This window comes from Collinsella aerofaciens (genome assembly GCF_028207065.1).
In the GTDB taxonomy this organism is placed as follows: domain Bacteria; phylum Actinomycetota; class Coriobacteriia; order Coriobacteriales; family Coriobacteriaceae; genus Collinsella; species Collinsella aerofaciens_AR.
The window spans coordinates 19,229-33,373 of the sequence record NZ_JAQLFP010000015.1; the positions used below are offsets into that span (position 1 = coordinate 19,229).

At 59.0% G+C, this 14,145-nt stretch carries 12 protein-coding genes and 3 tRNA genes; 13 read left to right on the forward strand and 2 right to left on the reverse strand.

Annotation, left to right across the window (positions count from 1 at the left end):
• Nucleotides 1–3 precede the first annotated feature (3 nt).
• The 7 genes from metG to proC all read left to right on the forward strand — a co-directional run bounded on the left by metG (nucleotide 4) and on the right by proC (nucleotide 6,161).
• The gene (gene metG / locus PMX72_RS05735) at nucleotides 4–1,605 is read left to right on the forward strand and encodes a methionine--tRNA ligase (protein WP_118066114.1); all 1,602 of its coding nucleotides are present in this window, start codon (nucleotides 4–6) and stop codon (nucleotides 1,603–1,605) included.
• A gap of 110 nt (nucleotides 1,606–1,715) precedes the next feature.
• The gene (rsmA, locus tag PMX72_RS05740) at nucleotides 1,716–2,576 is read left to right on the forward strand and encodes a 16S rRNA (adenine(1518)-N(6)/adenine(1519)-N(6))-dimethyltransferase RsmA (protein WP_055250524.1); all 861 of its coding nucleotides are present in this window, start codon (nucleotides 1,716–1,718) and stop codon (nucleotides 2,574–2,576) included.
• The gene (locus tag PMX72_RS05745; RefSeq protein WP_271728804.1) at nucleotides 2,566–3,483 is read left to right on the forward strand and encodes a TatD family hydrolase; all 918 of its coding nucleotides are present in this window, start codon (nucleotides 2,566–2,568) and stop codon (nucleotides 3,481–3,483) included. Before rsmA ends, PMX72_RS05745 begins: the two co-directional genes overlap by 11 nt.
• A gap of 43 nt (nucleotides 3,484–3,526) precedes the next feature.
• Nucleotides 3,527–3,613 (forward strand) — tRNA-Leu (locus tag PMX72_RS05750).
• 288 nt (nucleotides 3,614–3,901) lie between these two features.
• Entirely contained in the window at nucleotides 3,902–4,840 is a 939-nt protein-coding gene (locus PMX72_RS05755) for an SPFH domain-containing protein (RefSeq protein ID WP_117757556.1), read from the forward strand.
• A 6-nt stretch (nucleotides 4,841–4,846) separates the two neighbouring features.
• The gene (gene rlmH, locus PMX72_RS05760; protein WP_271728803.1) at nucleotides 4,847–5,317 is read left to right on the forward strand and encodes a 23S rRNA (pseudouridine(1915)-N(3))-methyltransferase RlmH; all 471 of its coding nucleotides are present in this window, start codon (nucleotides 4,847–4,849) and stop codon (nucleotides 5,315–5,317) included.
• Between the two features lie 73 nt (nucleotides 5,318–5,390).
• The gene (proC, locus tag PMX72_RS05765) at nucleotides 5,391–6,161 is read left to right on the forward strand and encodes a pyrroline-5-carboxylate reductase (protein ID WP_117628982.1); all 771 of its coding nucleotides are present in this window, start codon (nucleotides 5,391–5,393) and stop codon (nucleotides 6,159–6,161) included.
• Nucleotides 6,162–6,317: 156 nt separating this feature from the next.
• Here the strand turns inward: proC and PMX72_RS05770 are convergent, their stop codons facing one another.
• On the reverse strand, nucleotides 6,318–6,491 hold the full coding sequence (locus tag PMX72_RS05770; RefSeq protein ID WP_168170424.1) for a DUF6724 family protein: 174 nt from the start codon (nucleotides 6,489–6,491) through the stop codon (nucleotides 6,318–6,320).
• A gap of 111 nt (nucleotides 6,492–6,602) precedes the next feature.
• Between PMX72_RS05770 and serS the strand changes: the two genes are divergently transcribed.
• From serS to PMX72_RS05795, 5 genes are all read left to right on the forward strand, one after another.
• Nucleotides 6,603–7,886, forward strand: coding sequence for a serine--tRNA ligase (serS, locus tag PMX72_RS05775; RefSeq protein ID WP_117637377.1), 1,284 nt, complete (start codon nucleotides 6,603–6,605; stop codon nucleotides 7,884–7,886).
• Nucleotides 7,887–8,057: 171 nt separating this feature from the next.
• On the forward strand, nucleotides 8,058–8,435 hold the full coding sequence (locus tag PMX72_RS05780) for a hypothetical protein (protein WP_117778819.1): 378 nt from the start codon (nucleotides 8,058–8,060) through the stop codon (nucleotides 8,433–8,435).
• Between the two features lie 77 nt (nucleotides 8,436–8,512).
• Nucleotides 8,513–8,589, forward strand: a tRNA-Arg gene (locus PMX72_RS05785).
• A gap of 353 nt (nucleotides 8,590–8,942) precedes the next feature.
• Entirely contained in the window at nucleotides 8,943–11,384 is a 2,442-nt protein-coding gene (locus tag PMX72_RS05790) for a tetratricopeptide repeat protein (protein ID WP_271728802.1), read from the forward strand.
• Between the two features lie 92 nt (nucleotides 11,385–11,476).
• A tRNA-Ser gene (locus PMX72_RS05795) sits at nucleotides 11,477–11,567 on the forward strand.
• Between the two features lie 321 nt (nucleotides 11,568–11,888).
• Here PMX72_RS05795 and PMX72_RS05800 read toward each other — a convergent pair.
• Nucleotides 11,889–13,229 (reverse strand): D-alanyl-D-alanine carboxypeptidase family protein, encoded by a 1,341-nt coding sequence (locus PMX72_RS05800; protein ID WP_271728801.1) that lies wholly within the window; start codon nucleotides 13,227–13,229, stop codon nucleotides 11,889–11,891.
• 197 nt (nucleotides 13,230–13,426) lie between these two features.
• Between PMX72_RS05800 and PMX72_RS05805 the strand changes: the two genes are divergently transcribed.
• Nucleotides 13,427–14,122, forward strand: a complete 696-nt coding sequence (locus PMX72_RS05805) for a response regulator transcription factor (RefSeq protein ID WP_117799972.1) — start codon at nucleotides 13,427–13,429, stop codon at nucleotides 14,120–14,122.
• Nucleotides 14,123–14,145 lie beyond the last annotated feature (23 nt).

Sequence of the window (14,145 nt, forward strand, 5' to 3'; positions counted from 1 at the left end):
CCCATGGATCAAAGCAAGCCTTCGTTCTTTATCACGACGCCCATCTACTACGTCAACGCCGATCCGCACTTGGGCACGGCTTATTCCACCATCATCGCCGACGTTCAGGCTCGCTATCGCCGCTCCGCCGGCTATAACGTCAAGTTCCTGACCGGCATGGACGAGCACGGCGAGAAGGTCGCCGAGGCCGCAGCCAAGCATGGCATGACGCCGCAGGAGTGGACCGATAGCCAGGCCCCGCACTTCAAGGAGCTTTGGAGCAAGCTCGAGATTTCCAACGACGACTTCATCCGCACCACCGAGCCGCGCCAGCATCATGCCGTGCAGTACCTGTGGGAGCGCATGAAGGAGTCCGGTTACCTGTATAAGGGCAGCTACGACGGTTGGTATTGCGTGCCTGACGAGACCTACTTCACTGATACGCAGGTCCAGAAGGGCGACGAGGAGTACGGCAGCGTCGGCCAGCATCTATGCCCCGACTGCCACCGTCCGCTTGAGCGCGTCCAGGAGGAGTCCTACTTCTTTAAGCTTTCCGCCTTCCAGGACAAGCTTCTCAAGCTCTATGACGAGCACCCCGACTTTGTCGAGCCTGCGTTCCGCATGAACGAGGTTCGCAGCTTTGTCGAGGGCGGCCTCAACGACCTTTCCGTGAGTCGCACGAGCTTTGACTGGGGCATCCAGGTTCCGTTTGACGAGGGCCATGTGACCTATGTATGGTTTGACGCGCTGCTCAACTATATGACGGCCGTCGGCTACGGTGTCGACACCGACGAGGCGCGTGCCGAGCTGGCCTATCGCTGGCCCGCGCAGTTCCACATCGTGGGTAAGGACATCATCCGCTTCCACTGCGTCATTTGGCCCGCCATGCTCATGGCCATCGGCGAGGCCCTGCCCGAGCACGTCTTTGCCCACGGCTTCCTGACCGTGCGCAATGCCGAGACCGGCAAGGCCGAGAAGATGTCCAAGAGCCGCGGTAACGCCATCGCTCCGCAGGACGTTATCGACATGCTGGGCGTCGAGGGCTATCGCTACTACTTTATGACCGACGTGGTCCCCGGCACCGACGGCGCCATCAGCTTCGATCGCATGGAGCAGGTCTACAACGCCGACCTGGCCAACAGCTGGGGCAACCTTATCTCGCGTTCGCTCAACATGAGCGGCAAGTACTTTGACGGTTGCGCGCCCGCCAAGCCCGCATCGTTCGACGCGTTCGATAACCCGCTGGCAAAGATCGCCGATGGTCTGGTCGAGCGCTACATGGCCAAGATGGACGTGCTCGATTACGGCGGAGCCAAGGACGAGGTCATGGAGCTCATCCACGCCGCCAACCACTACATTGAGGACTCCGAGCCTTGGGCACTTGCCAAGGACGAGGCCAAGGCTGACGAGCTGGCGTTTGTGATCTACAACCTGCTCGAGGCCATCCGCATTGCCGCTCACCTGCTGATGCCGCTCATGCCTCAGACCTCTGCCGAGGCCCTGCGCCGCCTGTCCTGTGAGGGCGAGGCCGCGAGCGACGACCTCAAGGGCATTTGCACTTGGGGCCTGCTTGCCGGCGGTCAGCCCGTCGAGAAGGGCGATCCGCTGTTCCCGCGTCTGGCGTAGAGACCGCGCGAGCGCCATATCGGCAATTTGCTGTTTAGCTGTAAGGGCATGGCCGCCACGGTCCATGCCCTTTTGTTTCAAGACGCCGCCATCATGCTAAGGAGGCAACCATGACAACTTCGCCTTTGGCAAACCCCACGGCCACCAGGGAGCTGCTGGAGGAGTTTGGCCTTGCGACCAAGCATCGCCTGGGCCAGAACTTTCTAATCGACAATCATGTGATCGAACGTATCTGCGAGCTTGCCGAGCTTGCAGGTGACGAGCGCGTACTCGAGGTGGGTCCAGGTTGCGGTACGTTGACACTTGCGTTGCTGCAGGAAGCGGCGTGCGTTACGTCCATTGAGGCCGATCCCGAGCTTGAGCCGGTGCTCGATGCCCACGCCGCCGACTATGCCAACTTCCGCTTTATCATGGGCGACGCGCTTAAGGTGGGCCCGGAGCAGATTGAGCAGGCTGCGGGCGGTGAGCCGACGGTATTTGTCGCGAACTTGCCCTATAACGTGGCGGCGACGATCATTTTGCAATTTTTCCAGACGATGCCGGCGCTAAAGCGCGCCGTCGTCATGGTGCAAAAGGAGGTTGCCGATCGCATTGCCGCAGTGCCGGGCAACAAGACCTATGGCGGCTATACGGCAAAGCTTGGCCTGTATGCGCAGGTAACGGGTCGCTTTGAGGTGCCGCCGCGTTGCTTTATGCCGGCGCCACACGTGGACTCGGCCGTCGTGCGTATCGACCGTGTTGACGGTGTGGTGCCCGAAGGACTCGATCGCGAATTTGTGGCCCGCGTGATTGACGCTGCATTTGCTCAGCGTCGCAAGACCATCCGCAATTCCATGAGCGCCAACGGCTTTGCCAAGGACGTGCTCGATGCCGCCTTTGAGGCTTGCGGTATCGCACCCACCACGCGCGCCGAGACGCTCGGCGTCGCCGACTTTGTGTGCCTGGCTCGGGAGCTTTCCCATGACGCTTAATGCCGAACGCGTGACGTTTACCAAGAAAAAGAAGACGGTTGCTTGTCCCGTGCCCTTGGCACCGCTTGCCGACACACATGCGCATCTGCTTTCGTTCTGGGGCAAGGATGTGCCCGAGACACTCGTGCGTGCCAAGGCGGCAGGCATCGACCTGTTGGTGACGGTCTTCGACCCCATCGCCGACAAGCGCAGCGTGACGGACTATAGCGACTGGCTCGTGCGCGAAATTCTGCCGATGCAGGATATCCCGCAGATCAAGTATCTTGCCGGCGTGCATCCGTATGGCGCGCCGGACTATACCGACGACATTCATGCACAGGTCGTTGTCGCACTCGATGACCCCTTATGCGCCGGTATTGGCGAAATCGGTCTGGACTACCACATGGACTATGACGACGATATCGCGCCGGCACCCCATAACGTGCAGATTGACTGCATGGCGCGCCAGCTCGAGCTTGCCGTGCGTCGTAACGTGCCGGTGGAGCTGCATCTGCGTCACGAGGACATGGACCAGGAGCGTACCTCGCACGTGGACGCCTACAACGTGCTTCGTGAGGTGGGCGTGCCCCAGGCCGGTTGTGTGCTGCACTGTTTTGGCGAGGACCGCGCCACGATGGAGCGCTTTGTGGAGCTGGGCTGCTATATCGCCTATGGTGGTGCGGCCACCTTTAAGCGCAACGACGACGTGCGCGAGGCATTTGCGGCAACCCCACTCGATCGAATTTTGTTCGAGACGGATTGCCCGTATATGGCTCCGGAGCCCATCCGCGGTCTTGAATGCGAGCCCGCAATGATCTCCATTACGGCAAACGCGCTGGTTAACGACCGTGTCGATCGCACTGGTGAGGACGCCGAAACAATCGCGCATGCCGCTTGGGAAAATGCCTGCAAACTTTTTCAAAAATAGTTCTTGCGTTCGCGGTGGCGCTCCGTTATTCTAATTCCTGCACGCGGGCGTGGCGGAATTGGCAGACGCGTACGGTTCAGGTCCGTATGGGGGCAACCCCATGAAGGTTCAAGTCCTTTCGCCCGCACCATTGATTGAAAGAGCTCCCAGCAATGGGGGCTTTTTTGTTATAGGCTCATCGCGGGGGCTTGAACCTGCGAAGGAGCGAGCGTCAAGAAAACGCGGAGCGTTTTTAGCGAGCTGGCGAGTCCGCCGGCAGGCGGCCAATGCCGGTGCGGATCCGCGAAGCGGATACGCGGACGTCCTTTCGCCCGCACCATTAAATGAAAGAGCTCCCAGCAATGGGAGCTTTTTTGTTATGCACGATCTCCTTGGACGGGTATCCTAATGCCAACGTGTGCCTATCAGAGGAGAGACCATGCTGTTTTCCGGTATCATCGCCGCCCTTACCAGCCTTTTGATTCCCATCATCATCCTGTTGCTGCTGCTCCCCAACGCCTGTTATGTCGTTGAACAGCAGCACGCCGTAATCATCGAGCGCTTGGGTAAGTTCAACCGTATCGTCAACGCGGGCTTTCACGTGAAGGTGCCCGTGATCGACCGCAAGGCCGCCACGGTGAGCCTGCGCACCATGAAAAACGGTTTTGGCATCGACGTTAAGACCCAGGACAACGTGACCATCGGTCTTGAGGTCTCCGCTCAGTACCACGTGAGCTACGACATGGGCGCCGGCCCGGCAGATTCGGGCATCTACAAGAGCTACTACATGCTGCAGGAGCCCGTCGACCAGATGCGCGACTTCATCACCGACGCCCTGCGCTCCTCCATCCCCGTTTACACACTTGATGAGGTCTTTGCCAAGAAGGATGACATCGCCAAGGATGTCAACGCTACCGTTTCCGAGCAGATGGCCGCCTACGGCTTCACCCTCGTGTCGACGCTCATCACCAAAATCGCACTGCCGACCGAGGTTGAGAACTCCATGAACGACATCAACGCCGCCCAGCGCAAGCGCGCTGCCGCGCAGGAGCTCGCCGAGGCCGACCGCATCAAGCGCGTCACCGAGGCGACCGCCGAGGCCGAGGCTATGGAAAAGGCGGGCGAGGGCATCGCCAACCAGCGCAAAGCCATCGCGCTGGGCATCAAGGATTCGCTCGAGATTATCCAGGAGACAGGCGTTGGCAACGATGAGGCCAACCAGCTGTTCATGTTTACGCAGTGGACCGAGATGATGACGGAGTTCGCACGTACGGGCAAAAACTCGACGGTCGTGTTGCCGAGCGACTTCTCGCAGTCGGCCTCTATGTTCGAGCAGATGCTGGCTGCCGGCAAAGTTCAAAACGATTCGAAGGAGTAGGCGCGCGTGAAATACACCGTCGTTTGTGTTGGTAAGCTCAAGGAGCGCTTTTGGAAGGATGCCTGCGCTGAGTACAACAAGCGCCTGGGTGCCTATGCCAAGGTGGATATCCGCGAGGTGGCCGATATCGACCCGGCTAAGGCGGGCGGTGTGGATGCTGCGCGTGACAAGGAGGGGGCGGCGATTCTTGCTGCCTTGCCATCTCGAGCGCATGTGATCCTGCTGGCTATCGAGGGCAAGGAGCGCTCGAGCGAGGAGTTTTCGGCGAGGCTCGACGATCTTATGCTGCGAGGCAGCAGCGACATTGCCTTTGTAATCGGCGGTTCGGACGGCGTGAGTGATGACGTGCGCGCACGAGCCGATGAGATGCTCAGCTTTGGACGCATTACCTTGCCGCATAACCTGGCGCGTGTGGTGCTGCTGGAGCAGATTTACCGTGCCTGCAAGATTAGTCGTGGCGAGCCGTATCACAAATAGGTCGGCAATACGAAACAATGGCGTGGGACAATACCTTTCGTTTTGAGGAATGTGTCTGAAAGGACTATGTGATATGAAGATTGGATTTGTCGGTTTTGGCAATATGGCGAGCGCTATGGCCGATGGCTGGATCGCTGCCGGTGTAGCTGCGAGCGACATGTGCGCCTGTGCGGGTCGCTACGACGCACTGGTTGAGCGCTGTGAGGCGCGCGGGATGGCCGCTTGCCACGATGCCGCCGAGGTTGTCGCCGCATCCGATATCGTGGTCGCTGCGGTCAAGCCGTACATGATCGAGAAGGTATTCGCCCCGCTCAAGGATGCTCTTGCCAAAAAGGTCGTTCTGTCGGTTGCCTGGACCTGGGACAGTGCCAAGTGGGAGCAGGTCCTGCCGGGCGTCGCGCATATCTCGACGGTGCCCAACACGCCGGTTTCGGTGGGCGAGGGCGTCATCGCTTGCGAGAAGGCTTCCACGCTTAGTGATGAGCAGAGTGCAGTGGTGCTTGATCTGCTTGGCAAGCTCGGTGCGGTGGTCGAGCTCGATACGAGCCTGCTGTTCGTGGGCGGCACGGTGGGTGGTTGCGCTCCGGCATTTGTCGCTATGGCAATCGAGGCCCTGGGCGATGCAGCGGTCAAGCACGGTATCCCGCGTGCTGATGCCTATCGCATTGTGAGCCAGATGGTGCTGGGTACGGCAAAGCTGCAGCTCGCAACCGGTCAGCATCCCGCGGCGATGAAGGATGCCGTATGCTCGCCCGGTGGTGCCACCATCAAGGGCGTCGTTGCGCTCGAGGACGCCGGCATGCGCAGCGCCCTGGTCAAGGCAATCGACGCAACCCTCCAGTAAAACCTGCTATTTAGGGACAGGTTTATGTTGGCAGGTTTTTCCTGCGGTTTTGTCCTTTTAGCGAAAAGCGCCCCGCAACTGGTTCAATTCCAGTTGCGGGGCGCTTGCGTTTGCCCAGATAAAACCAACCAAAATAAACCTGTCCCTATTGGCAGGCTAGTCCCAGAAGCTGTCTTCTTCGTCCTCGGACTTGGGGCCGCGGTCGACATACATCTTATGGGTGCGCTTCTCCATTACAAAGGCAATAATCGCAAACAGCAGGATGCCGCCGGCGAAAAGGATGGCAAAACCGGTGCGGGTGCCAAACAAAAAGGAAAAAACTGCGTCCATTGGGTGCCTTCTTGCGTAGTTGAGTTGGGTCGTAAACGCTCATAAGTATATACTTGCCCATACATGTACAAGGTTGCAACCTAAATGGAATGTATATCGCCGGAGGATCTAATGCTTGATATCAAGTTTGTTCGCGAGAACCCCGATGCCATCGATGTCGCCATGGCTAACCGCCAGACGTCTTGGGATCGCGAGAAATTCTTTGAGCTCGACGACGAGCGTCGTGCCGTCATCACCGAGGTCGAGGAGCTTCAAGCCACGCGCAATGCCGAGTCCAAGAAGATCGGCGCCCTGATGAAGGAGGGCAAGAAGGACGAGGCCGAGGCCGCCAAAGAGGCCGTGCGCGCCGTCAACGAGAAGATTGACGGTCTGGCCGAGCGCCGCACCGCCCTCGAGCAGGAGCAGTACGACTTCATGGCTCACCTGCCCAACATTCCTTGCGAGGCCACGCCGTACGGCAAGGACGAGGACGAGAACATCGAGCGCCGTCGTTGGGGCACCCCGCGCGAGTTCGACTTCGACTTTAAGCCGCACTGGGATCTGGGCACCGATCTGGACATCCTCGACTTCGAGCGTGGCAACAAGCTCTCCGGCAGCCGCTTCACCGTTCTCGGTGGCGCCGGCGCCCGCCTGGAGCGCGCCCTTATCAACTTCTTCCTGGACACGCACACGAGTCGTGGCTTTAAGGAGTGGTGGCCGCCCATCGTCGTCAAGCGTCAGACCATGTTCGGTACGGGTCAGCTGCCCAAGTTCGAGGACGACGCCTATCACGTCTCGGGCGACAACTTCCTGATCCCCACCGCCGAGGTCGTGCTCACCAACCTGCACGCCGGTGAGGTCCTCGACGCCGATACCCTGCCGCGCCGCTACACCGCCTTCACCCCCTGCTTCCGCGAGGAGGCCGGCTCCGCTGGTCGCGATACCCGCGGCATCATTCGCCAGCACGAGTTCGACAAGGTCGAGATGGTCAAGTTTGCCAAGCCGGAGGAGTCCGACGAGGAGCTCGAGAGTATGACCGCCGAGGCCGAGTTCCTGCTGCAGCAGCTGGGGCTTCCGTATCGCGTGATTAGCCTGTGCACCGGCGACCTGGGCTTCTCCGCCCGTCAGACCTACGACGTCGAGGTCTGGCTGCCGAGCTACAACGCCTACAAGGAGATCAGCTCCTGCTCCAACTGCGGTGACTTCCAGGCCCGTCGCGCCAACATCAAGTATCGCGACCCCGAGAACTTCAAGGGTTCGCGCTATCTGCACACCCTCAACGGTTCCGGTCTGCCGGCTGGCCGTACCATGGCAGCCATTCTGGAGAACTACCAGAACGCCGACGGCACCATCACGATCCCCGAGGTTCTGCGTCCCTACATGGGCGGCCTCGAGAAGATCGAGCCGGTCGCGTAGATTGGCTGCATAAGCGATTTGCTAGGGCACTCCTTTTTGGGGTGCCCTTTTTGTGTGCGGCCATACCATGCTGTGCGGACAGCTCAATAGAAAACACACGAACAACTGTTCTGTATACAGCCATCTACCTGCTATGCTTTTGCTAAATAAGAGCGAGAGAAAGGGGACGCGATGGAGCTGTTTGATGATCGGGTGGTTTTGTTTGAGAGCGACGAGGGCGGGGAGTACCTGCTTGTGACGTGTGAGCCGTCTGGCATGGGTGGCCTGGTGGTTCGACAGACGAGCGAGGGGCCGTTGACGCAATGGTGCTACGAGGAGTCGCCTCATGTGGTTGAGACGTTTGTGGCGCACGAGGGGCTTGTGGCCCTAGAGCATTTCTATGGGGTCCGGACATCTAATCAGGTTGCTCGCATGTTGAGCATCTCGTTTGCCGATTATGATTGTGCGCAGCGGGTGAGATCGCTCCTGAGGGAACTTGATGCTAAGTTTGACGTGATCGAAAAGCCAATCGATCGTACGGGGAATGGCGGTATATGCGGAGCAGCATGACAAGACTGCGTTCCACAAAAAAGTTTGAAATTGTGCTTGACTCCAATAAGCTAAAGTGGTTTTATATGTCTTGCGCTGCGGCGTTACCTCAGCTGGATAGAGGGTCTGACTACGAATCAGAACGTCATAGGTTCGAATCCTATACGCCGCACCATTTGAGATTAAAGCTCCCGGCAACGGGGGCTTTTCTTTTACGTAAGCACCGCATTGATTCGAACCTCGGTCGAGGCGCGGGCGTAAAGAAAACGCGGAGCGTTTTTAGCCCGCGGGCGAGCGCGCCGGCAGGCGGGCGAAGCCGGTGCGGATCCGCGCAGCGGATGCGCGGAATCCTATACGCCGCACCAATTGAAATTAAAGCCTCCGGCAACGGGGGCTTTTCTTTTGCGCCAGCTTGAGTGCTTTCGTCCAAAGGGACGATTTCCTGTCGACTCGTGTAAGATTCCGAGTAGATGTCGCGACTTATTCGCGACCACTCCTTCTTCAAGCGACCGATCAGGGTGATATTTCGTGGCAGAGCGTCCGACATACAAGCTCAGGTTTCTCGATCCCAAGAAGCGCTTTCCGGCGATGCCCGAGCAGCCTGCGGGACGCTCATATGGCGTGGTCTGGAAACTCTTTGGCGAGGATCGGCATGAATCTTGTTATGTCGTCGAATTTGTTGGCAAAAGCCATGTGTCGCTTTTGGGCTACGTAAGCGTTTCGGGTGAGGTGTACAAGGTGGACCGCCCCGTTAGCGAGGCTCCGCTGCCCAACGATCCCGATATGGAACTCGTCCTTGACGAGTCGGACTCCGGTATTGGTGAGATTGTGGTTCGGGGAGCCAACGGCACAATGCGCGCGTGCGCGCGAACCGTCGGCTCTCCCGAAGGTCTCATGCGCGAACAGTCCGAACACGAGACATGGAATTCGGCCCGCTCCCTTCCTTACGGCGAGTTCATGGCATCGATGTTCCTGCGCTACGTGATATTCACTGACTCCGAAAATACCATTGCGAGCACGGCGGACGCCGACGGACTCGACGAGGGTATGCAAAACGTTGTCGACAAGATCAAGCTCGTAAAGTTGCCCGAGCCGGTCGAGGTGTTTTTGGGCTTTAACACGGCACCGCTCCCCGATGCTATCGAGACGCTGCTTTACCGCGTTGACCATGCCGAGAATCCGAGCGGTATCGAGCGTTATGCCGCCGCCCTTATGAGTGAAATTGACTTGCCCCGCTTGCGCACCATCGCCGCTAAGTCCGAGATGAGCCTGGCTCGCATTGATCGCTCAAAGCTTTTCTATCTCAATTTTGATCGTAGTCTGCTAGACCAGGACGAGATTGACACGCTGCTCGCCATCGAGTGCCGTCTCAACCGCCTCTCCGGCATCCTTGAGCGCATCGGGGCTGGATTGGTCCCCGCGGCCTCGTCGCCGAGCCTTGAGGGCTGCGCGCTCTTTGATGCGTGGCATATCGCTAAGACGACCAACGATGTTCCTCGACTGCTCGATACGGCCTCGAGCGATAACCCGTGGGGCGAACCGGGTACGGTGGCTTGCCAGCCGGGCGGTGAGTGGGATGTGCGTACCCGCTTCGCGCGTATTGTCGAGGCCCTTAACGTGGTCACGCGGCTCGACTATACCTATCGGGCAAACGTTGCCGAGGGGATTATGCTCGTTCGGTTTGGGCAGTCTGTCGTTGATGCCATGCCGCAACGTGAATACGACGCTCAAGATGACGCCTGGCACGAGCTGGACGAGGACACGCGCACTATCTGGGCCGCGGAGCACGATGCGCGCGTGGCGCTCACGCTTGCGGCAGCGTGTTTTGCCGCGGGCACCTGCATCACGCGCTGCTATGTGCAGATTGCTGCTCCCGACAGTGAGCAGGGCGAGCGCGTTGTTGCAACGTATTTCTTTGGGCGCGCGGCCTATCTGGCCGATTGCGTGCCTGTCGCCAAGGATCTTGAGAGCATGGACATGGACGATATGCCGTGCAAGCGTGTGCTTGAGGCATATGAGTCAACCGCTCCGGAGACGATTGAACCTGCGGAGGTTCATGCTCGTCCGCGTGATGACCATCGCATGCTGCCGCCGGCGCTGCGCGATCTGCTGCTTGCCGATACGGCTGACGAGCTGGAGGTCATGGAAGAGGACGACGACCCATACGTGGCCCGTGTTGTTGAATTGCGCGAGCAGGCAAAAGTCGACCGTACAGGTGCTTTTGAAGGCTTTTCCCGTCTTGTTGAGGAGTTGGAGGCTAAGTGCGCCGTCGCCGAGCTTTTGGCGACAGGTCCGGTTCAAACGCAGTTTTGCGATAACCAGCTGGTGCGCATGGTGCTACCGGTGTTGGAAGAAGACCGCTCTGTGCGAATCCTTCGTGCGCCCGATGCGCTGTACTTTGCCCAGCACGAGATCTGCAGTTTTTACGCCGAGCAAGAGGACTTTGAACGAGCACTGCCCGAGGTGCGCCATCTTTACGATCTGGCGCGCTCGTCCATGCAGTCGCATTTTGCGCTCATCAACGTGCTCGCGCGTCTGGAGCGCTTTGACGAGATTATCGAGGTGGCGCGCCACGGCCTACGTATTGCCAGCGATCGTTCTGCAATCGGCTACCTGTTCTATCGCTTGGCGTTTGCCTATTGGAATTGCGATCAGCTCGACCTGGCGCTGGCTTGTTACCGTCTGGTGCCGCGCGGCGAGGAGTCGGGCAGCAGCGCGCTGGAAGAAATGCAGGGCCTTATGAACGAGATGGGCGTCAGCGAGCCTCCGACGTTCGAGGAAGCGGTCGAGACCATCCACAAGGCTGGACTAGAGCTGCCGCCAGTGTCCGCCGTGACGAATCAGCTGGCAGATGCCGCTGTGCAACTGGTCGACAACGGTTTCTTTTTCCTGGCGCGCGGTTGTATCTTCCAAATGTGGCGCACCATGGGCAACGACGAGCTCGGCTCCCTCAACCGCTCGCTGGGGTAGGCGAAGCTTTCAAGAAGGAAAGGCTGCTAGGCAATTAGAAAATTTCCTCTTGCTCATCCTTGGCTGTTTGGTTACTATAGAACGGCTGTTACGGAGAGCTGACCGAGAGGCCGAAGGTGCTCGCCTGCTAAGCGAGTATGCCCCAAAAGGGCATCTGGGGTTCGAATCCCCAGCTCTCCGCCAGTATGACTTGAAAGAAGGGTCCCATTTGGGGCCCTTTTTTGTGCGGAGAAAGGAGGCTGGGGATTCGAACCCGAGAGGGCACGGGCGTTAAGCAAACGCGAAAGCGTTTGTAGCCCGTGGGCGAAAAGCCGCCAGGTTTTGAAGCCGGAGGGCATGCGCAGCATGCCCGGACATCCCCAGCTCTCCGCCAGTAAGACTTTAAAGAAGGATTCCGAAAGGGACCCTTTTTTAGTTGAACCACGTTAGCTGGGGATTCGAATCTCAAAAAAAGGAGGCATCCTTTCGGACGCCTCCTTTCAGTGGACTTATTATTCTTGCGCCCTACACCTCGGGCGCCTTGGCGACGGTCTCGCTTTCTGCCGTGAGTGGGCGGTTGTCGATGCGACGGCCCAAGCGATCGAGCTTCACGAGCAGCCATTCAATGGGATTCGGCCCTGCGCCTTCCTCGTCGGCAACCAGGTCCATGACGGCGATCTTGGTGCCGTCCTGCTTGAGCGTAACGCTGCCCACCTTGTCGCCCACATGCACCGTGCCCGAAAGATCGTCGTAGCTAACCTTTTCGGTCACCTCGCCGGCAAGGGAAAACACGGTCGCTTGCGCCGTAGGATCGGCGAGCGTGGCGTCGATCGTCTTATCCGTCCAGTCGGTTTGGCCAATGCGCGCCATAAGTGGGTTGCCGTTGGCGGTCTTTTCCTGCGTGTTGGCGATTGCGACCGTCACCTTGTGACCGTAGTACCAATTGGCAAGGGTTGCGGTATCGGTAAAGCGCTGGTCGGTGGTGGTGGAGTTCAAAACGACGGTGTAGATCTCGTCGCCATCGCGGTTGTAGGCACCCGTAAAGCAATAGCCTGCATCATCGGTGGTGCCGGTCTTGCCACCGATGTTGCCATCTTGGCCTAGCAAATAGTTATGCGTGTCCATGGAATGCGAATGGTCGGTGCCGTCGGCGCCCGTGACCTCGATCCAGGAATCTTCGCTCGCTACGACCTCGCGGATCGTGTCGTTTTTCATGGCCTCCTGCATCATCAGCGCTACGTCGTGTGCGGTTGAGTGCATATCACCAGCCCACTCATCAAAGTCCAGACCATGCGGGTTTTCAAAAAGCGTGCCGGTGCAACCGAGCTTCTTAGCGCGCTCGTTCATGGCTTTCACAAATGTTGCCTCGGCGTCTTTGGTCTTAGGGTCGATCTTCTTGCCCACATATTCGGCGAGCACGATGGCGGCGTCGTTGCCCGAGGGAATCATCAGGCCGCGCAGTGCCTGCTTCACGGTGAGCTCGTCGCCTTCGAGTAGGCCGGCTGTTGAATTGCCCACGGTGGCTGCGGCGTTGCTCACCGTGGCCTTCTCGTCCATCTTGCAATTCTCGACGGTTAGGATTGCGGTCATGACCTTGGTGATCGAGGCAATCTTGACCTGCTCATCGGCGCCGCGGGCATAGTAGACGGTGCCGTCTTTGCCCATGACGAGGGCATTGGTCGCATCGATATCGGGCAGGTTTTCGGCCGTGATGCCGCGCGCATCGGCGGTTTTGCCGCAAACATTGTCGGTCGTGAGTACTTGGGCGCCGGCGACGGTGGGCACGCCAGCGGCAAGGGCGATAGCGCAGACAAAGCCGGCGGCAAGCTGGGCTGAGCGCTTTGCAAAAGAGGTGAGGGACTTCACGGATTTCGCTTTCGACGGGATGGTCTCTTCTGGAACTAGAGTATATCGTTTGCCGGCGTCGGCGATCATCGCGTGCGTGCGTGGCCCACATCCGCGCCCGAACGGGCACAAGGGTGCTTAAGGCCGACTTAATCACCCACGCTTGTTGTGTGTGGCGTGCGTCGCCTCGGGCATAATGGAGCGCGAGAGGAGCACGCATGAACGAGCGCATTTTGGTAGTTGATGACGAGAAGGCCATCGCCGACTTGGTTGGTATCTACCTTACAAAAGAGGGCTTTGATGTCCAGATTGCCTATAGCGGGGCCGATGCTGCCAAGGCAATCCTGGAGCAGGAGTTCGATCTGGCACTGTTGGATGTCATGCTGCCCGATATCGATGGCTTTGAGCTACTGCGTACGATCCGTTTCAGCCATACCTATCCTGTGATCATGCTGACGGCGCGCGATGCCCAGCAAGACAAGATCGAGGGCCTTTCGCTTGGCGCGGACGATTACGTGGTTAAGCCGTTCCGTCCGCTGGAGCTCATCGCGCGCGTGCACGCTCAGCTTCGCCGCTACACCAGCTACGGTAGCCGCTCGCAGGCGGCCGAGTCGCCGACCATCCAGCTCGACGGCCTGGAGATCAACCGCGATGCTCGTTCCGTAACGGTGGACGGTGCACCGGTACGCCTCACGCCCATCGAGTATTCCATCTTGCTGTATCTGGTTGAGCATCGCGGCAGCGTGGTAGCCGTGGAGGATCTGTTCCGCGCGGTGTGGAACGAGGATTTTATGCCCGGCTCCAACAATACGGTGATGGTGCACATCCGCCATCTGCGCGAAAAGATCGGCGACGATGCTCAAAAGCCGCGCTTTATCAAAAACGTCTGGGGCGTCGGCTACATAATCGAATAACGCCTTTGGTGGTGGGGAAGTGG